General features: G+C 73.6%; 19 protein-coding genes. 6 read left to right on the top strand and 13 right to left on the bottom strand.

The window, feature by feature from the left end; translation table 11 throughout:
• The 12 genes from HF577_RS30395 to HF577_RS30450 form a co-directional block, all read right to left on the bottom strand.
• Positions 1-870: TIGR04222 domain-containing membrane protein (locus HF577_RS30395; protein WP_169399428.1), on the bottom strand; the 870-nt coding region annotated here is incomplete at its 3' end.
• Positions 871-967: 97 nt separating this feature from the next.
• The gene (locus HF577_RS30400; protein ID WP_169399429.1) at positions 968-1408 is read right to left on the bottom strand and encodes a SufE family protein; all 441 of its coding nucleotides are present in this window, start codon (positions 1406-1408) and stop codon (positions 968-970) included.
• Positions 1409-1454: 46 nt separating this feature from the next.
• On the bottom strand, positions 1455-2360 hold the full coding sequence (locus HF577_RS30405) for a sulfurtransferase (protein ID WP_169399430.1): 906 nt from the start codon (positions 2358-2360) through the stop codon (positions 1455-1457).
• 55 nt (positions 2361-2415) lie between these two features.
• Complete coding sequence (locus HF577_RS30410) at positions 2416-3135, bottom strand: tetratricopeptide repeat protein (protein WP_169399431.1); 720 nt, start codon at positions 3133-3135, stop codon at positions 2416-2418.
• 52 nt (positions 3136-3187) lie between these two features.
• Entirely contained in the window at positions 3188-3814 is a 627-nt protein-coding gene (locus tag HF577_RS30415; protein ID WP_169399432.1) for a Maf family protein, read from the bottom strand.
• 180 nt (positions 3815-3994) lie between these two features.
• Positions 3995-4657: a response regulator gene (locus HF577_RS30420; RefSeq protein ID WP_169399433.1), complete on the bottom strand. Its 663-nt coding sequence runs from the start codon at positions 4655-4657 to the stop codon at positions 3995-3997.
• Positions 4654-5769 (bottom strand): sensor histidine kinase, encoded by a 1116-nt coding sequence (locus tag HF577_RS39925; RefSeq protein WP_169399434.1) that lies wholly within the window; start codon positions 5767-5769, stop codon positions 4654-4656. The genes HF577_RS30420 and HF577_RS39925 overlap by 4 nt, the downstream gene beginning before the upstream one ends.
• Complete coding sequence (locus HF577_RS30430) at positions 5766-6278, bottom strand: hypothetical protein (RefSeq protein ID WP_169399435.1); 513 nt, start codon at positions 6276-6278, stop codon at positions 5766-5768. Before HF577_RS30430 ends, HF577_RS39925 begins: the two co-directional genes overlap by 4 nt.
• A 107-nt stretch (positions 6279-6385) precedes the next feature.
• Entirely contained in the window at positions 6386-7351 is a 966-nt protein-coding gene (locus tag HF577_RS30435; protein ID WP_169399436.1) for a threonine ammonia-lyase, read from the bottom strand.
• Positions 7352-7416: 65 nt separating this feature from the next.
• A complete protein-coding gene (locus HF577_RS30440) occupies positions 7417-7641 on the bottom strand; it encodes a hypothetical protein (RefSeq protein ID WP_169399437.1) in 225 nt (74 codons plus the stop codon).
• Between the two features lie 153 nt (positions 7642-7794).
• Positions 7795-8034, bottom strand: a complete 240-nt coding sequence (locus tag HF577_RS30445; RefSeq protein WP_169399438.1) for an acyl-CoA carboxylase subunit epsilon — start codon at positions 8032-8034, stop codon at positions 7795-7797.
• Complete coding sequence (locus HF577_RS30450; RefSeq protein ID WP_169399439.1) at positions 8031-9668, bottom strand: acyl-CoA carboxylase subunit beta; 1638 nt, start codon at positions 9666-9668, stop codon at positions 8031-8033. The genes HF577_RS30445 and HF577_RS30450 overlap by 4 nt, the downstream gene beginning before the upstream one ends.
• Positions 9669-10112: 444 nt before the next feature.
• Between HF577_RS30450 and HF577_RS30455 the strand changes: the two genes are divergently transcribed.
• The 4 genes from HF577_RS30455 (at position 10113) to HF577_RS30470 (ending at position 15355) form a co-directional block, all read left to right on the top strand.
• Positions 10113-12878, top strand: a complete 2766-nt coding sequence (locus HF577_RS30455) for an ATP-binding protein (RefSeq protein WP_169399440.1) — start codon at positions 10113-10115, stop codon at positions 12876-12878.
• Positions 12879-13017: 139 nt separating this feature from the next.
• Positions 13018-13824 (top strand): biotin--[acetyl-CoA-carboxylase] ligase, encoded by an 807-nt coding sequence (locus HF577_RS30460; RefSeq protein ID WP_169399441.1) that lies wholly within the window; start codon positions 13018-13020, stop codon positions 13822-13824.
• Between the two features lie 16 nt (positions 13825-13840).
• Positions 13841-14329: a PH domain-containing protein gene (locus HF577_RS30465; RefSeq protein ID WP_169399442.1), complete on the top strand. Its 489-nt coding sequence runs from the start codon at positions 13841-13843 to the stop codon at positions 14327-14329.
• 99 nt (positions 14330-14428) lie between these two features.
• On the top strand, positions 14429-15355 hold the full coding sequence (locus HF577_RS30470; RefSeq protein ID WP_169399443.1) for an alpha/beta hydrolase: 927 nt from the start codon (positions 14429-14431) through the stop codon (positions 15353-15355).
• A gap of 15 nt (positions 15356-15370) precedes the next feature.
• On the opposite strand, the gene HF577_RS30475 is transcribed toward HF577_RS30470, so the two are convergent.
• A complete protein-coding gene (locus tag HF577_RS30475) occupies positions 15371-16330 on the bottom strand; it encodes a helix-turn-helix domain-containing protein (RefSeq protein WP_169399444.1) in 960 nt (319 codons plus the stop codon).
• A 135-nt stretch (positions 16331-16465) separates the two neighbouring features.
• Here HF577_RS30475 and HF577_RS30480 point away from each other — a divergent pair, with 135 nt between their 5' ends.
• Positions 16466-17416 carry a hydroxymethylglutaryl-CoA lyase gene (locus HF577_RS30480; RefSeq protein WP_211175065.1) on the top strand — a complete coding sequence of 317 codons (951 nt, stop codon included), beginning with the start codon at positions 16466-16468 and terminating at the stop codon, positions 17414-17416.
• Positions 17417-17491: 75 nt separating this feature from the next.
• Positions 17492-18661 (top strand): LLM class flavin-dependent oxidoreductase, encoded by a 1170-nt coding sequence (locus HF577_RS30485; protein WP_169399445.1) that lies wholly within the window; start codon positions 17492-17494, stop codon positions 18659-18661.
• Positions 18662-18747 lie beyond the last annotated feature (86 nt).

The raw sequence follows: 18747 nt of genomic DNA on the forward strand, positions 1-18747 counted from the left end.
GCCCCCGCCTCCGTCGCCCCCTCCGTCACCGCCGCCGCTCCCACCGGCGCCGCCGTCGGCGGTGCCCCCGCCCGTGGTCGCGCGCTGGGCGGCCAGCTCGGTGGCGAAGGACGGGTCGGACGCCCACAGCGCGCTCATCCCGAAGATCCCGACGCTCAGGGCGGCACCGGCCGGCCCCTGGATCGCCCAGTTGGGCTTCACCTTGGGAGACAGCAGGTGGTGCTCGTCGCGCAGTGCGGCGAGCGTGCGGTCGCCCAGCCGGGTGCGCCGCGGTGCGCGCGAGAGCTGGACCGTGGCCACGACCGTGACCGCCACCAGCGCCGCCACGAGGAAGCCCACGGGCTTGGCCTCGGCCACCCCGGCGACCACCCGCACCAGACCGAGGACGGCCACGGCGAGCATCCAGAGGCCCATCTGCCGGATCCGGAGCCGCCGCTGCGGCGACAGCAGCAGCCCGGCGGTCACGAGGCGCGCGTCGATCGCGGCCAGCGCGGCGGCCACCTGGCGGTGGAACGGCAACCGCTTGCGCTGGCCGCCCCGGGCGGTGGCGTGGATCGCGCGCTCCAGCTCGTCGGCGCCGGGCTCGAGGCGGCCGGCGGCGCGGACGGCGCCGTGCCATGAGCTGACGGTCCCGCGCAGGTGCATCGCGCTGAGCGCGGACACGACCGCCAGGTCGGCGCCTCCGTTGAGGTAGGCGATGTCGTGCGGACGGGTCGTGAGGTCGAGAGCCGGGGCGGTGACCCGGGACTCGGCGAGCACCCGGCGGGCTCGGGTGCTCGCCACCCAGACCGCCACCGCGATCACGAGATAGGCGAGCAGGAACGTCGGACCGCTGATGCCCCAGGTGTCAGCTGTTGCTGTGAGGGCCACCGCACACCTCCTGAGCCGTCCTTATGAGACGTCTCACAGTGTTGCTGCCCTCTTGCGGCGGCGAGAACCTTCTTGACCAGGACTTGAGGTTGCCTAGTCAGGCCGCTGCGGTGGCCGTGCGCACCTGGTTCTTGATCCTGGCGAGCATCGCCGCCATGCCGCGCAGCCGGAGCGGGCTGACGGCCTGGGCCAGCCCGAGCGCGGTGTAGAAGTCGTCGGGCACGGCCAGCACCTCGGCGGCGGGCTCGCCGTCGAGCCCGGTGTGCATGATCGACGCGAAGCCCCGGGTGGTGGGCGCCTCCGGCGGTGCCGAGAAGAACAGGTGCACGGCCCGGTCACCCCCGGGGTCGACCTCGACCGCCAGGAACAGCGGCGACTGGCACTCGTGCACCTGCTCCATCGTGTCGGCCGCGTCGGCGTAGCGCTCCGGGAGCGCGGGCAGCTCCCGCGACAGCTCCAGCAGCAGCTGCAGCCGGTCCTTCGGACCGACCTCCGAGAAGTCCTCGACCAGCTCTGCGAGCTGCGGGGGGAGGCTCATCGCCCGCCCTCGCAGCGCTCGGCCGGTGCTCCGGTCGCTCGGGTGCTCATACCGAACCGCGCTCCGAGCCCTGGACGATCGGCACGCGCACGGTGTTGCCCCACTCCGTCCAGCTGCCGTCGTAGTTGCGGACCTTGCCGAAGCCCAGCAGGTGGGTGAGCACGAACCAGGTGTGGCTGGAGCGCTCGCCGATGCGGCAGTAGGCGACCACGTCGTCCTCGGCCGAGAGTCCCTGCTCCTGCACGTAGATGGCGTCCAGGTCGGCCCGCGGCTTGAAGGTGGCGTCCTCGGCCGCCGCGCGGGCCCACGGGACGCTCGCCGCGCCCGGGATGTGGCCACCGCGGACCGCACCCTCCTGCGGGTAGTCGGGCATGTGCAGCAGCTCGCCGGAGTACTCGCCGGGCGAGCGCACGTCCACCAGCGCCCCTCCCCGACCCACGAGCCCGAGGTGGGCGAGCACGTCGTCCTTGAACGCGCGGATGGTGGCGTCGTCGCGCTCGACCACCGGGTAGTCGGTGGGGGTCGGCTTCGTCTGCTCGGTGGTCATCTCGCGGCCCTCGGCGACCCACTTGGCCCGGCCGCCGTCGAGGATGCGCACGTCCGGGTGGCCGAACAGGGAGAACACCCAGAGTGCGTAGGTGGCCCACCAGTTGTTGCGGTCGCCGTAGAAGACCACGGTGCTCTCCCGCGAGATGCCGCGCTCGGCACACAGCCGCGCGAACCCCTCCCCGTCGACGTAGTCGCGGGTGACGGGGTCGTTCAGCTCGGTGTGCCAGTCGACCTTCACGGCGCCGGGGATGTGCCCGGTGTCGTAGAGCAGCACGTCCTCGTCGGACTCGACGACGACGAGACCGTCGGTGCCCAGGTTCTGCGCGAGCCACTCGGTGGTGACCAGCCGCTCGGGGTGGGCGTACTCGGCCAGCTTCGGGTCGGTGTCGTGGGGCAGCGCCATGCGTTCAGGCTAGTCCTCACCGTCCGCTCGGGTGTAGTGCAACCGGGAGCGGCGATCACCCCCCGAGCGCCTCGCGGAGCCCGAGGCCGGCTCCCGTGGCGTACGCGGCGTCGAACCCGTCCGGTCCGAGCGCGGTGACCAGCCGGCCACGGAGTTCCTTCTGCTCGATCGCGTCGTCCGGGTCGAGGATCTGCCCGAGCGTGGCGAGCGCGCTCTCGGCGGCGGCGAGCAGGCGGGCGGCGTGGACGTGGTCGCCGTCGATCTCGGCCACGATCGCCGCGTCGAGCGTGACGTAGGGCAGGAAGTCGTCGATCCCCTGCTCGAGAGCCCGCCGGCAGGTCATGGTGAACAGCTCCCGGGCGCGGTCGACGTCACCCGCGTGCCACTCGACGTAGGCCAGGTTGTGCATCTCCATGACCACCCGGTCGGCGTTGCCGAACTCCTCGCTGAGCGCGATGCTCTCGGCGTAGAGCGTGCGTGCCGACGCGAGGTCCCCCGAGATCCGCGCGGAGCCGGCCAGGATGTGCGTCGGGGCGAGTTCGAGCCGCCGCCGGCCCGCGCGCCGCGCGAGCTCCAGTGCCTCCCGCCCCAACCGCCGGCCCTCGGAGACGTCACCGCCGCGGACGGCCACCCTGGCCAGCATGCAGAGCGCCTCGACCTCGGCGTCGACGTCGGCGCTCCCGCGAGCGCGGGCGAGCTCCTCCCGGCTCAACCGTTCGACGACCGCCGTCTCGCCACGACGGAACGCCGCACGCGTGTCCTCGTAGTAGCTCACGACCACGACGGTATACCGGTCGTGGCGGAGTCGATCACGGTCTCCGGCGCGGTCAGGCCGTCGAGGTCCACAGGTCGGTCACCCGGACACCGACACCGGCCAGCAGGCGGCGGGTCAGCGGCAGGCTGATGCCGATGACGTTGGACGGGTCACCGTCGATGCCCTTGACGAACCAGCCGCCCAGGCCGTCGAGCGTGAAGGCGCCGGCCACGGCGAGCGGTTCACGGGTGGCGAGGTAGGCGTCGAGCTCCTCGTCGCTCGGCTCGGCGAACCGCACCACGGTGACCGCGTGTCCCTCGGCGACCCGGTCGATCTCCCCGTCGGCCAGCCGCAGCACGGTGTGGCCGGTGACGAGCTCACCGGTGCGCCCGGCCATGGCCCGCCAGCGCCGCCTGGCCACCTCGACGTCGCCGGGTTTGCCGACGAGCTCGGAGTTCACGTGCAGCATCGAGTCGCAGCCGATCACGACCGCGTCCGGGTGGGTGCCGGCGATCCGGCGGGCGATCGTGGTGGCCTTCGCGCCGGCGAGGGTGGTGACCTTCTCGCCCGGCGAGGCGTGCGGCACGGTGTCGAGCAGCGCCTCCTCGTCGACGTCGGCCACCTCGACGACCGGGTCGAGGCCCGCCGCTCGCAGTACCGAGAGCCGGGCGGGGGAGGCGGAAGCGAGTACGACACGCACGACGGTAGAGCCTAGTGCGGTGGCCACGAACGTTGCCGGGTTGATCGCGGGGTCCAGGTGGTTCCTCGCAAGGCGCCGCCCGCAGCTCATACCGGGGTATTCGCCAGGGCGGCAACGCTGCGAGGGGCCGCCTGGGCCCGCGAGGAACCCGGTGGACGTTTGTGGCCGCCGCACTAGATGTCACTCCGCGACGAGCCCGTGCCGGTAGGCGTAGCGCACGGCCTGGGCCCGATCGTGCAGGCCGGCCTTGGCGAACAGGTGGTTGACGTGCGTCTTCACCGTCGCCTCCCCGACCACGAGGCGGCGCGCGATCTCGCGGTTGGACAGCCCGGCCGCGATCAGCGCGAGCACCTCGGCCTCCCGGCTCGTCAGGCCGTCGGGAGGTGGGCCGGACGGCCGGGGACCGGCGGCGACCAGGCGGGCGAGCGCAGCGGAGTCGATCGTGGACTGCCCCGCCGCGGCGGACCGCAGCGCGTGCCCGATCGCCTCGGCGTCGGCGTCCTTGGACAGCCACCCGAGCGCGCCTGCGCGCAGCGCGTCGACCACGGCGGCGTCGTCGGCGTAGGTCGTGAGCACGACGACCGCCGTGCCGGGGTGCTCCGCACGCACCCGCCGCGTGGCGCCCACCCCGTCGCACACCGGCATGCGCAGGTCCGTGAGCAGGACGTCGGGGGCGTGCCGGGCGACGAGGGCGACGGCCTCGTCGCCGTCGGCCGCGGCGCCGACGACCCGGATCCCGGGCAGCAGGTCGAGCAGGGTGACCAGGCCCTCGCGCACGATCGTCTGGTCGTCGGCGAGCACGACGCGCAGCTCCGCGGCCGTCCGGCCGTCTAGGGCGCTCACGCCCGCATCGCGTCCGCCGCGGGCAGCCGCAGCCGCACCCGCCAGCCGTCCGCCACCGGGCCGGCCTCCAGCTCGGCGCCGGCCAGCGCGGCCCGTTCGGCCATGCCGGTGAGGCCGTAGCCACCCGGCTGCCGGCGTGCGGGCGCTCCACCGCGGTCGTGCACCACCAGCTCCGTGGCCGCGCCGCGGCGGGTCAGCCGCACGTGCACCGGCGCTCCCGGAGCGTGCCGGCGGGCGTTGGTGAGGGCCTCCTGGGCCGTGCGGAGCACCGTCTCCCGCTCGCCCGCCGCCAGGCCGGCCGGCTCGCCGTCGATCTGCAACGTGGCGTCGGGGGCGTCGGCGACGAGCGCCCGCAGCCCCTCGACGACGTCGACCGGTTCCGAGCGCAGGGCGGCGACGGCCTTGCGTGCCTCCGCCAGCCCGTCGGCGGCCAGCCGCTGCGCCCGCTCCACCTGCGCCACGGTGTCCGGCGGGGCGCCGTCGCGCAGCAGCATCAGCCGTGCCCCCTGCAGCTGCACCGCGAGCGCGGACAGCGAGTGCGCGAGCACGTCGTGGACGTCCCTGGCGATCCGGGCGCGCTCGTCGAGGGCCGCGGCGCGGGCGTGCTCCTCGTGCGCCCTCGCGGTGGCGACGACGGCCAGCTCCCGCTGCTCGGCCCGGCTGGCGCTCTCCCGGCGTCCCATCCCGAACAGCAGCGCCGCCACGAGCAGGAGCACGAAGACCGCGACGACGGCCGGTGCGGACCCGAGGCTCACGGCGACCAGGCCGACGACCATCGCGGCGAGCGTCCCCACCGCGGCGGTGACGGGGAGCCTGACCGCGGCCACCAGCACCGCGTAGACGAGGAACGCGAACGGGGTCGTGGACCGCGTGGTGGCCAGGAGCGCGACGCCGCCCAGGCCGGTGGCGGCGATGCCGACGGGAGTCCACCACACCGGCGGGTTCTCGCGCATCCAGCCGAGTAGTGCCCAGCCCGTGGTGGCGATGGCCGCGGCGGCCACCGCGCCGAGCGGGTGCACGGGCGGTGGCTCTCTCACGAACGCCGCCACCAGCACGATCGGCAACCAGACCAGGTTGCCCGCCACCCGCAGCGGGCCGCGTTCCGCGATCACGGGTCGAGTCTGGACCCCGCCACGGCGCCGCGTCGATCACGGGCGCCTGGCCGCAGCGGCCTCCCGTCGGCCCGGACCCGGTAGCTGAGCACCGCGTACTGCGCGGCGAGGCTCACCCCCACCGAGAGCGCCACGGTGGTCGCAGCGGCCGCCCGCGCGTCGCCGGTGGTCAGGACGGCCACGCCCACCCTGGCGCCGATCGAGACCACCCAGAGCACCAGGAGCGGCCAGCCACCGCGCTGGTAGAGGTAGCCGTCGCGCTCGGTCAACCGGACCGCGGCGCCCCGAGCGGCCCCGAGCCCCACCATCAGCAGGAGGTCGAGCACCACCACCCCGACCGCCGCGCCGGTCCAACGGATGTCGGCGTTGTAGGCCTGGTCGAGCCCGACCAGCACGAGGACGACCGGCAGCACCACGGCCCGTCGGAAGGACACGAACCGGCCGCTGAACTGCCGCGACAGCACCCAGACGAGCACGAGGCCCGCGAGCGCGTACGAGAGGATCTCCATGCCGACGACCCTGCTGCGTGCGGGCCCGGTGATCGTCGGCCCGGCGGTGGACCCGGGGTGGAGATCGCGTCTCCACCCCACGGTGGACCCGCGTGCGGGTCAGCCGCTCACCTGCTCCATTCCTCGCTCCAGCCCAGCGCGTCAGGGGGCAGATGGCCCCCGCAGAGCGGGATGAGCACGGTCCGGCCCCCGTACCGGTCGGGGTCCGCCCGTAGCGCGGCCACCCCGGCAGCACCGGCGGGCTCGACGAGGAGCCCGACGTCGGCGGCCAGCCACCGCGTCGCGCTCCGGAGCTGCTCCTCGCTGACCACGACCATGTCGTCGACGTGATCGAGCATCGCCGCGACCGACTCCGGGAACGGCTCGCGAACGGCGATCCCGTCGGCGACGGTGGTGGCGCTCGCGGTGGTGACCACCCGGCCCGCCCGCCACGAGAGGGCGGGAGCCGCGGCGTTCTCGGCGCAGACGCCGACGACCTGGACCTCGGGGTTGCGGTGCCGCAGCCATTGGGCGACACCCAGGATCAGCGCGCTGTTGCCGACGGGAACGAGCGCGACGTCGGGCAGCGTCCCGGCCTCGGTGACCTCGAGCGCCATCGTCGCGGCCCCCGCGGCGATCCACGGGTCCCGGCCGTCCTGCACGAAGCTCAGCCCGGACGCGCTCGCGAACTGCCGGGCGCTCGCGATGGCGGAGTCGTAGTCGGGGCCACCGACCTCGACCTCGGCCCCGAGAGCGCGGATCGACTCGACCTTCGCCGGGTTCGCCGACGCCCCGACGAAGACCCGGCACGAGGTCCCGGCCGCGCGGGCCGCATAGGCCAGCCCCTGGCCGAAGTTCCCCGCCGACGCGCACACCACCCCGCCGGCCGTCGACCCGACCTCGCGCATCCACGTGACCGCCCCGCGACCCTTGAACGATCGGATCGGGTTGAGGGTCTCGACCTTGAGCACGGCCCGGGCGCCCCCGGCGTCGAGCGCGGTGCCGGACAGGAGGGGGGACCCGGCGAACACAGGGTCGAGGTGCTCCGCGGCGTGCCGGATCTCCTCGACCGACGGCACCACACGTTCCCCCATGCCCCGATCATGGACCGCCGAGCCCCCTGCGACCAGCGCCGCCGTCCGCCGGAGCCCACCAGGCGTCAGCTGCCCCGGCCGCCGTCCGGGCCCGTCGGGTGGCCGACGGGGTTCGCGTCGGCGGGGGCGTCGCCGGTGCCGTACGGCTCCCGCCGGACGGGCGTGGAGCCGGCGCCCTTGCCGGTGGCGGTGCGCTTGCTGGAGGTGCCACGCAGGCGCGGCATCGCGGTCAGCACCGCGATGGCCACGAGCGCGATGAGGCCGATCCTGACGATCGTGTCGGTGTCCACGCCGGTCCCCTCCTCCTGGCTGTGGGTCTGCCGTCCGGACGGACGGCCCGTCCCCCTCGGCCGGTGAGCCGAGTGTGGGGGCGATCACAGCGGGGAGGCCAGGAACTTGGGCGAACCTTGAGGCTGGCGGCGCGGGGTGGGTCCGGCAGCCCCTCAGCGGGGCCAGGTGGAGGTCTTCCACGCGCCGGGGCCCGGGTGCAGCGGCACGCGGAACCTGGTCACGGGGTCCGACCAGCGGTCCCGGACGGCCGGCGCCGACGTCGTGCCGGGTGTGGCGGCCGCCGCGGCGAGCACCACGGTCAACGCGGCCACCTCCTCATCGGTCGGGTCGCCCCGCACCACCCGGAACAGCGCCCGGCGCTCCTCGGGGGTCGCCTCGCCGGGCGCCGTCACAGCGGGATGTTCCCGTGCTTGCGGGCCGGCACGGCTTCCCGCTTGGTGGCCAGCAGCCGCAGGGCACGCGCGATGTGGCCGCGCGTGTGCGACGGCGGGATGACGCCGTCGATGTAGCCGCGGTCGGCCGCGATGTAGGGGTTGGCCAGGGTGTCCTCGTACTGCTGCTGCAGCTCGGCCCGCCGGGCGGCGAGCTCGTCGCCCTCGAGGCCCTTGAGCTCCTTGCGGTAGAGGATGCTCACCGCTCCGGCCGAGCCGGTCACGGCGATCTGCGCGGTCGGCCAGGCCACGTTGACGTCGGCACCCAGGTGCTTGGACCCCATCACGTCGTACGCGCCGCCGTAGGCCTTGCGGGTGATCACCGTGACCTTCGGGACCGTGGCCTCGGCGTAGGCGTAGATCAGCTTGGCGCCGCGGCGGATGATCCCGTTCCACTCCTGCTCCGTGCCGGGCAGGAAGCCGGGCACGTCGACGAACGTCAGCACGGGGACGTTGAACGCGTCGCAGGTGCGGACGAACCGGGCCGCCTTCTCGGAGGCGTCGATGTCCAGGCAGCCGGCGAACTGCGTCGGCTGGTTCGCCACGACGCCGACCGACCGGCCGTCCACCCGGCCGAAGCCCACCACGATGTTGGGCGCGAACAGCTCGTGCACCTCGAGGAACTCGCCGTCGTCGAGCACCCGGTTGATCACCTCGCGGATGTCGTACGGGGTGTTCGGGGAGTCCGGGATGATGCTGTCGAGCTCGAGGTCGGTGTCGGTGAGCCCGTCGGCGATCGCGCCGTCCGTCGGCTCCGGCGCAGGGAACGAGGGCGGCTCGGAGAGGTTGTTGGACGGCAGGAAGCTCAGCAGCTCCTTGACGTAGGCGAACGCGTCCGCCTCGTCGTCGGCCAGGTAGTGCGCCACCCCGGACTTCGTGTTGTGGGCCCGGCCGCCGCCGAGGTCCTCGAAGTCGACCTCCTCGCCGGTGACCGTCTTGATGATGTCCGGGCCGGTGATGAACATGTGGCTGGTGCCGTCGACCATCACCGTGAAGTCGGTGAGCGCGGGGGAGTACACGGCTCCACCCGCGGCCGGCCCCATGATCAGTGAGATCTGCGGGACGACACCGGAGCTGCGCACGTTGCGCACGAAGATCTCGGCGTAGAGGCCGAGCGCGACCACACCCTCCTGGATGCGGGCCCCGCCGCCGTCGTTGATGCCGATGACGGGGCAGCCGATCTTCGCGGCCAGGTCCATGACCTTGACGATCTTCTCGCCGTGCACCTCGCCGAGTGCCCCGCCGAACACCGTGGCGTCCTGACTGAACACCGCGACGGGACGGCCGTCGATCGTGCCCGTGCCGGTGACGACACCGTCCCCGAGCGGGCGGTTGGCGTCCATCCCGAAGTTCGTGGAACGGTGCCGGGTGAGGGCGTCGAGCTCGACGAAGGAGCCCGGGTCGAGCAGCTGGTCGACCCGTTCGCGGGCGGTCTGGCGGCCCTTCGCGTGCTGGCGCTCCACAGCCGCCTCGCTGCCGGCGTGCACCGCGCCGTCGATGCGCTGGTAGAGGTCGGCGAGCTTGCCTGCCGTGGTGTGGATGTCGGGCTCGTCGGCCCCGGACGCGTCCCCGACCGGCTCAGCAGCGGCGCTCATCGTCGTCCCTCGCTCATGGCTGGGCAGCTTAATCCGGACAGGTCAACCCGGGGGTGGGCGCCGGGCGCCGCCGACGCCCGGGTCTCGCGCAGCGTCAGCGGTCCACTACGGAAATGGGATTCCCTTCCGTGTTCGGCGGATCCGCTCACTCATTTTCCGGTGATCTGACCGGTGTGGACGAATTCGTCCTAGGATCCTCGATGGCCCGGTTGCCCCGCGCTCTCCGGCTTCGAGTCGAGGGCGGCCGACCCAGGCGAACTTCGAGACCGCCAACGACCGACCGCGACGGACACCCTGAGCCATGTCGAACGATGGCCCGACCACCGTGCCGGATCGAATGCTGCGCGGAGGTGTCGGCGGCAGTTGCTCGCGGTTCTTCTTCGGACACATTCCGTGGCTTCGCCGGGAATGGATCCCGGGAATCGAAGAAGGTGAGCGAGCGTGATGCCGGCTGGTGGAGAACTCCTCGGGCGCACCTTGGAGATCACGGCACTCCACGATCTCGTCGACGGTGCACCGCAGCGGGGCGGGGCCCTGGTCGTGATCGGCGAACCCGGCGTGGGGAAGTCGGCGCTGCTGACCGCCGCGCAGGGACGCGCGACGGAACGCGGCATCCGGGTGCTCCGGACCGCGGGTGTGCAGTCCGAGGCCACCGTGCCCTTCGCGGCCCTCCACCAGCTCCTGCGACCGATCCTCCCGGCGACCCACGGGCTGCCGGAGGCCCACCGCGAGGCCCTGAGGGTCGCCTTCGGCCTGAGCGACGCGGCGCCCCCTCAGCTGTTCCGCATCGCATTGGCGGTGCTCGACCTGCTCGCGGAGAGCGCGGCGCGCGCCCCGCTGGTCCTGATCGTCGAGGACGCGCACTGGCTGGACCGCGGCACCGCCGACGTGCTGGCCTTCGTCGCGCGGCGCCTGGAGTCCGATCCGGTCATCCTGCTGGCCGCCGGCCGAGAGGGGTCCGAACATCCCCTCGCCGACCCGAGCCTGCCGCAGCTGCGCCTGGCGGCCCTCGACGATGCCGCTGCCGCGCGGCTGCTCGACGCGCACGCGCCCGGCCTCGCACCTGCCCGCCGCGAGCGGCTGCTCGAGGAGGCCGCGGGCAACCCGCTCGCGCTCGTGGAGCTGCCGCGTGCCCTCGAGGACCTCGGTGACGCGCCCGCGCTCCCGCCGTGGCTACCGCTGACCACGCGTCTGGAGCGGGCGTTCGCGGCCCGCGAGTCGGAGCTGCCGACCCGCACGCGTGCGTTGCTACTGGTCGCCGCCCTCAACGACGGCGACTCCCTGGCCGAGGTCGTGCGCGCCGCAGGCGTGCTGGTCGGGGCCGAGCTGTCCGTGGCGGAGATCGCGCCCGCGGTGTCCGCGGCGCTCGTGACCGTCGACGAGACCGCGCCCGACGAGACCGTGTTGCGCTTCCGTCATCCCCTGGTGCGTTCGGCGATCCGGCAGACCGCGGGTCTGGCCCGGCGCCAGGCGGCACACGCCGCGCTCGCGAGCGTCCTGACCGACCAGCCCGACCGGCGCGTGTGGCATCGTGTCGCGTGCCGGCTCGGGCCCGACGACGAGGCGGCGGACGAGCTGGAGGCCGCCGCCACGCGCGCAGCGCGGCGGGGCGCGATCGCGGGTGCCGTCAGTGCGCTGGAACGGGCGGCGCAGCTGACCGAGGACCCCGCACGGCGAGGTGGTCGGCTGCTCCGGGCCGCCGAGTTGGCGTTCGAGATCGGACGCCGCGACCTCGTCCTCAGCCTGCTGCACGAGGCCGAGCCGCTGGAGCTCGGGCCCCTGGAGCGCCCGCGCCTGTCGTGGCTGCGGGAGATGTTCGAGGCGGGCCAGTGGTCGGGCTCGGCGAAGGTCGCCGCCATCGTCGAGATCGCGGACCGGCTGCGGCTCGGAGGCGACGCCTACCGGGCGCTGAATGCGCTCCTGCTGGTGGCGCTGCGGTGCTGGTGGGCCAATCCGGACGGGCACACCCGGGAGCTCGTGGTCGCGGCCGCGGAGCGGATCCCGGTGCCCGAGGACACGCCCGAACTGCTCGCCACCCTGGCGTTCGCCGCCCCCCGCGAGCGGGGTGCCGTCGTCCTCGATCGTGTCGCCCGGCTCGACGCGGACGCCGCGCGCGACCCCGAGACGCTGCGTCTGCTGGGCTCGGCAGCCACCGGTATCGGCGCGTTCCCCGAGGCGCCGCGGTTCCTCGAGGCGGCCGTCGCGGGGCTGCGCGCCCAGGGCCGGCTGGGGCTGCTCGCCTACGCGCTGGTGTCTCAGGCCTGGACGGGGATCTTCCTCGGCGGCTGGCGCGTGGCGATATCGGCTGCCGAGGAGGGCGCGCGGCTCGCGGTCGAGACGGGTCAGCCGACCTGGGCGACGGCCGCGAAGGCGGCCGAGGCGACCGTCGTGGGCCTGCAGGGGGACCAGTCGGCGGCGGAAGCGCTCGCGACGTGCGCGGAGGGCCTGTCGCTGTCGATGGGCGCTACCCCGATGCTGTCGCTCGTCCAGCTCGCTCGTGGGTCCACCGCGCTCGCCGCGGGCCGTCATGCCGACGCCTACGAAGACCTGCGCCGGATCTTCGACCCGGGCGACATCGCTCACCACGGCTACGTCCGTGACTGGGTCCTCGTGGACCTCGTCGAGGCCGCGGTGCACAGCGGGCACACCGACGAGGCGCGGGTGATCGTGCACGAGTTCGAGCCGATCGTCGCCGAGACCCGGTCCCCGCTGCTGCGGGTGAACCTCTGCTCCGTCCGGCCGCTGCTCGCCTCGGACGAGCACGCCGAGGCGCTCTTCCGGGACGCGCTGGGTGCCGATCTGAGCGCCTGGCCGTTCCTGCGGGCCCGGGTCGCGTTCGCGTACGGCACGTGGCTGCGGCGGCATCGGCGTGCGGTGGAGTCGCGCCCGTTGCTCCGCGCGGCTCGGGAGGCGTTCGACGCACTCGGTGCACGGACATGGGGTGAGCGGGCGCGTCAGGAGCTGCGCGCGTCCGGCGAGACGAGCCGGGTGGACGTGCCCGAGGGGCGCGACGACCTCCTCACACCCCAGGAACTGCAGATCGCCCGGATGGCCGCGCAGGGGCTCTCGAACCGCGAGATCGGCCAACGGCTCTTCCTCTCCCACCGCACCGTCGGCACCCACCTGTACCGCACCTTCCCGAAGCTCGGAATCACGTCGCGGTCCGAGCTCCACGGGGCCCTGAGCGGGCCGCGGGTGGTGGCGGTCTAGACCGATTGGTGCGCTCCCCTCCCGCCCGGCGGCGACGCGGGGACGATTTCGGCACGTCCGTCGCCCGCCGGCGTCCATCCGTCGCGGACACCGCGCTGCATCACGCGCCGCGGCCGCACCGTCGGTAGCGTCCGCCCGTATGAACCGGACCGCTCAGCCGCTGGACGCGGATGTGCTGCGCACGTCGCTCGTCGGCCCCTGGGCTCAGCTCGACGTGGTCGAGCGCACCGGCTCCACCAACGCCGACCTGATGGCTGCCGCGGCCGCAGGCGCCCCGGACCGGTCGGTGCTCGTCGCGGAGTACCAGGAGTCCGGCCGAGGCAGACTCGCCCGCACCTGGGTGGCCCCGCCGGGGTCCGGCATCACCGTGAGCGTCCTGCTGCGTCCCACCGGCGTCCCGCCGTCACGGTTCGGCTGGCTGCCGCTGCTCGCCGGGCTCGCCACCCTCGACGCGGTCCGGGAGCTCACCACCGCTCCGGCTGGGCTGAAGTGGCCCAACGACCTGCTGCTCGGCCCGGGGTACCGGAAGGTGGCGGGGATTCTCGCCGAGGTCGCCGACCACGCGCGCCCCGCCGTCGTCGTCGGGATCGGGCTGAACGTGGTGGGGTCACCCCCCGACCAGCCCGGTGCCACGTCGCTGGCGGCCGAGGGTGGCCCGGCCGACCGCACCGCCGTGCTCGTGGCGCTGCTCCGGCGGCTGGCCGAGCGGGAGGCCGAGTGGCGCGATGGCCGTGGCGACCCGGACGCCACCCGGCTGCGCGCCGACTACCGGTCGGGGTGCGCGAGCCTCGGCTCCGAGGTGCGGGTGGAGCTGCCCGGCGGCACGGTCCTCACCGGCATCGCCGAGGACGTCGACCGGGACGGCAGGTTGCTGCTCCTCGACCCGGCGGGCCACCGGCGGGCCGTCGCGGCGGGCGACGTCGTACACCTGCGGCCTGCCGACTGAGCAGTACCGTGGCTGGGTGGCCTACCCGGACGAGCTCCTCGTCGAGGGCGAGCAGGTCGTGATGCACAAGCACCCGCACTGGAAGATGGTCGTCGTCCCGGTGCTGGTGCTGCTGCTGGTGGTTGCGGTCGGCACGTTCCTCGCCGCGGTGGTGCGTGCGCAGACCTGGGCCCCGTGGGCCTGGCTGGCGCTCGCCGTCCTCGCGATGGCGCTCGTCATCCGGTTCACGGTGGTGCCTGTGGTCCGCTGGCGCACCACCCACTTCGTCGTCACCACCCGGCGGGTGCTGGTGCGGGAAGGCGTGCTGTCGCGCCGGGGCATCGACATCCCGATGAGACGCATCAACAGCGTGCAGTTCCGGCACACGATCTTCGAACGGATCCTGGGCTGCGGCACGCTGGTGATCGAGTCGGCGTCGGACGAACCACTCGAGTTCGACGACGTTCCGGGCGTGCAGAGAGTGCACGCGATGCTGTACCAGGAGCTGGCCGACACCCAGGCCTAGGAGCGCGCACGGATCGGCAACTGATCCGTGCAGGATTCGGCACGCCCCCGTTCGGTGCCCCGCAGAGACTGGCGGCAGAGCCGAGAAGACGGGGGCACCATGTTCGAGGAGATCGAGTTCGACGCCGAGGGCGTCACGCTGCGGGGCCGGTTCCACCCCGCCGAGGGCGGTGCGCGGCCTGCTCCGTGCGTGGTCATGACGCACGGCTGGGGCGGCACGATCAGGCACTTCATCGACGACTTCGCCGAGGTCTTCGCAGCCGCGGGGCTGGCCGTGGTGCTGTACGACCACCGCGGCTGGGGCCGGTCCGACGTCGCGGCGGGAAAGCCGCGCCACGAGGTCGACCCGTGGGAGCAGATCCGCGACTACCAGCACGCGATCACCTACGCGCAGAGCCGGCCGGACGTGGACGCCGGGCGCATCGGGGTCTGGGGCACGAGCTTCTCGGCCGGCCACGCCTTCGTGGTGGGCGCGATCGACCGGCGGGTCGGTGCCGTGGTCGGGCAGGCCCCGTTCATCAGTGGCTCCCGCGAGCTGCGGGCACTGGTCCGCGTCGACATGGTGGCGCCGACCCGGGAAGCCTTCGCGGCCGACCGGCAGGCCCGGTACCGGGGAGAGGCGCCCGCCGTGGTCCCGCTGGTCGCCGAGGACCCCTCGGCACAGGCGGGCCTCCCGTCCCGCTCGGCCTACGAGTACTTCTTCGCGCCGGGCGGCGCCGCCGAACGTGACCCGCAATGGGCGAACGAGATCACGCTGCGCAGCGTCGAGTACCTCGCCGGCTACGAGCCGGGGTGGTACGTGCCGCAGATCTCCCCGACCCCGGTGCTGATGGTGGTGGCCCCGGCGGACGACGTGGCCCCCGGCGAGTGGGCGCTCGAGGCCTACGAGCGGGCCTTGCAGCCCAAGAAGCTGGTGACCGTCCCCGGTGACCATTTCGCCGGGTACCGCGGCGCGGGCGCACAGATCGCGAGCACGGCGGCGCGCGACTGGTTCGTCGACCACCTGCTGAAGCGGTCCGAGGGCTGAGCCGCCGGGCGCCGATCACCTGCCCCGGCGCCGTCGTACCTCGCTGGGAGGCATCGCGTAGCGGTCGCGGAACAGCCGGCTGAAGTGCGCCCGGTTACGGAAGCCCCACCGGAACGCGATGTCCCCGACCGAGCCGGACGTGTCCGCCAGTTCGGCACGGCAGCGGGCGAGCCGCTGGTGGCGGATGTGGGCGGCCGGTGTGGTGCCGATGCCGTTGAATGCCGAGTACAGGTTGCGCACCGAGACGGCGTGCGCCGCCGCGATCGTGGCCGGCGACAGCGCCGGGTCACCGAGGTTGTCGTCCACGTACTGCAGCACCCGTTCCCGCAGGTCCCGTCGCGAGTGGCGGGCGAGCTCGCCCCGTCCCGGGTCGAGCAACCTGACCAGCTGCACGGTCAGTGCCGCTGAGGCGGCGCGCGCCCCGTCGTCCATCCCCGTGAGCTCGGTGCTGAGCAGGGCCAGCAGCCCGACCAGCGCGGTCGGAACCGGCGCGGTGCGGGACGGGAAGGCCAGGAACCTGCCGCCGAATCCGGGCAGCGCCGCGGCGGCGACCGCGCGCGGCAGGATCAGGGTGCGCTTGTGCAGCGGCTCGATCACCTCGTAGCCGACCGGCGCGTCCCCGTGCCAGAGCAGGAGATCGCCGGGCCCGATCACCGCGGACTCGTGCCCGAGGTCGACGAGTTCCCGCCCGGACACCACGTACTGCAGGCCGACCACGTCGCAGGCGGAGACGGCGACCTGCCGGCGGCTGCGAACCCCTCGGTGCGGGGAGGCCCGCGTGTCGACCAGCGTCAGGTCCCCCAGGTGGTGCTCGCGCACCTCCGCGGAGAAGGCCTCGACCGGGGGCTCGGACAGGTCGACGGCGAACGGCAGGTGCGTCGCGCCGAGTACGTCGCGCCAGGCGTCGAAGCGGGAGCCCGGCGGGCAACCGGTGGAGGCCCATCTCCGATCGCCGGGCCCTGTGCTGCGGCTCACGTCCGGCTCTCCCACGAACGTCGAGACTACGGCCGGGCGGGCCGGGCGGCCCGCGGTTCCGGCCTTTTCGAACGACTGCGTCGTTCGGGCGGCGTGTACGTTGACCCGCCCGCCGAGGGCCACGAAGCTGCGGGGATGAGTGGTGCTGGACGGCCCCGCGAGCTTCCGATGGTCGTGCGCGATCCCACGCTCCCCGACCACGTCACGATCTACGAGGTCGGGGCGCGCGACGGGCTGCAGAACGAGTCGACGGTCGTGCCCGTCGAGGTGAAGGCCGAGTTCCTGCAGCGGCTGGCGCGTACCGGCCTCCGCGTTCTCGAGGCCACCAGCTTCGTGCACCCGAGGTGGGTGCCGCAGCTCGCGGACGCCGCCGACCTGCTGCGCCGGATGGTGCGCGTCGACGGCATCGACTATCCGGTGCTGGTGCCCAACGAGCGGGGCCTCGACCGCGCACTGGCCGCGGGCGTGCGGCACATCGCGATCTTCGCCAGCGCCACCGAGACGTTCGCGAAGCGCAACCTCAACCGCACCCTGGACGAGCAGTTCGACATGTTCGCCCCGGTCGTCGGCCGGGCACTGGCGCGGGGGCTCCGGGTGCGCGGCTACGTGTCGATGTGCTTCGGCGACCCGTGGGAGGGCGCGGTGGCGCCGCACCAGGTGGCCGAGGTGGGACGCAGGCTCGTCGAGATGGGGTGCCACCAGCTGTCGCTGGGCGACACGATCGGCACCGGTACGCCGGGCCACGTCAACGCCGTGCTCGACGCGTGCGTGGCCGGCGGGGTCCCCATCCGGCAGCTCGCCGTGCACTTCCACGACACCTACGGGCAGGCGCTGGCCAACACGCTGGCCGCGTTGCGCCACGGGGTCACCACCGTGGACGCGAGCGCGGGCGGGCTCGGTGGCTGTCCGTACGCCGAGTCGGCCACCGGCAACCTGGCCACCGAGGACCTCGTCTGGATGCTCGACGGCCTGGGCATCCGCCACGGTGTGGATCTCGACGCGCTCGTCGCCACGAGCACCTGGATGGCCCACCACCTCGGCAGGCCGTCACCGTCGCGAGTTGTGCGCGCGCTGGGCGGTCCCTGACCGACAGAGGAGCTGCGCTTCCCGGTCGGCATGCCTACGGTCGGGAGGACTGTCGTCGACGACTGGAGTCCGCTCGTGACACGACTGCGTTTCGGCACCTTCCTGGCCCCGTTCCACCCCGCGGGGGAGAACCCGACCAGCGCCCTGCAGCGTGACCTCCGGCTGGTGCAGCATCTCGACGACCTCGGCTACGACGAGGCGTGGATCGGCGAGCACCACTCCGCCGGCTCGGAGATCATCGCGTCACCGGAGATCTTCATCGCCGCCGCGGCCGAGCGCACGCGGCACATCAAGCTCGGCACCGGGGTGACCTCGCTGAGCTACCACAACCCGTTGTGGGTGGCCGAGCGCATGGTGCTGCTCGACCACCTCACGCGCGGCCGCATCATGCTGGGGGTCGGTCCGGGCTCACTGCCCACCGACTCCGCGATGATCGGGCTGAACCCCACCGACACGCGCGAGCTGCTCGAGGAGAACCTCGACATCGTCATGCGCCTGCTGCGCGGCGACGAACCGGTGAACGCGACGACCCGCACCCACACGCTGGTCGACGCCCGGCTGCACCTGCGCCCGTACTCCGACCCGCTGTTCGACGTCGCGGTCGCGGCGGTCGCCTCGCCGACCGGGCCCCGGCTCGCCGGCCGGTACGGGGTCGGCCTGCTCTCCATCGGCGCCACCCTGACCAAGGAGGGCTTCGACGCGCTGGCGCACCACTGGGGCGTCATGGAGGAGCGGGCCGGGGCGTACGGCACCGCCGTCGATCGCCTGAAGTGGCGCCTGGTCGGGCTCATGCACATCGCGGAGACCCGCGAGCAGGCGTACAAGGACGTCGAGCACGGCATCGAGCAGTGGTTCCGCTACTTCCAGAAGGTGGCGGCGTTCCCGCAGATGGCCGTGGCGGGTGGCGACGTCCGGGAGATGATCGACTTCGTCAACGAGGCCGGTATCGGCGCCATCGGTACGCCCGACGACGCCGCAGCCCAGGTGCAGAAGCTCGTGGACCAGTCCGGTGGTTTCGGCGCCATGCTGCTGATGGCGCACGAGTGGGCCAACCCGGACGCGACCCGGCGGTCCTACGAGCTCATCGCGCAGCACGTGATGCCGAGGTTCCAGGGCCAGGCACAGGCCACGCTCGACGCGAAGGCCCGTGCCACCGAGACCCGGGAGGGGCACGCCGAGCAGCAGAACCAGGCCGTCGCCCACATGACGGAGAAGTACCAGAAGGAGCTCGTCGACCGCGGCTGACGCGACCCCCGGAGTTGCAGCAAAGCCACTTTCACGCAACCAGATGGCATGAACGTGGCTTTGCTGCAACGGGGGCGGGCGAGGAG

Origin of the sequence: Pseudonocardia xinjiangensis, assembly GCF_012911925.1 — a bacterium.
Classification (GTDB): domain Bacteria; phylum Actinomycetota; class Actinomycetes; order Mycobacteriales; family Pseudonocardiaceae; genus Pseudonocardia; species Pseudonocardia xinjiangensis.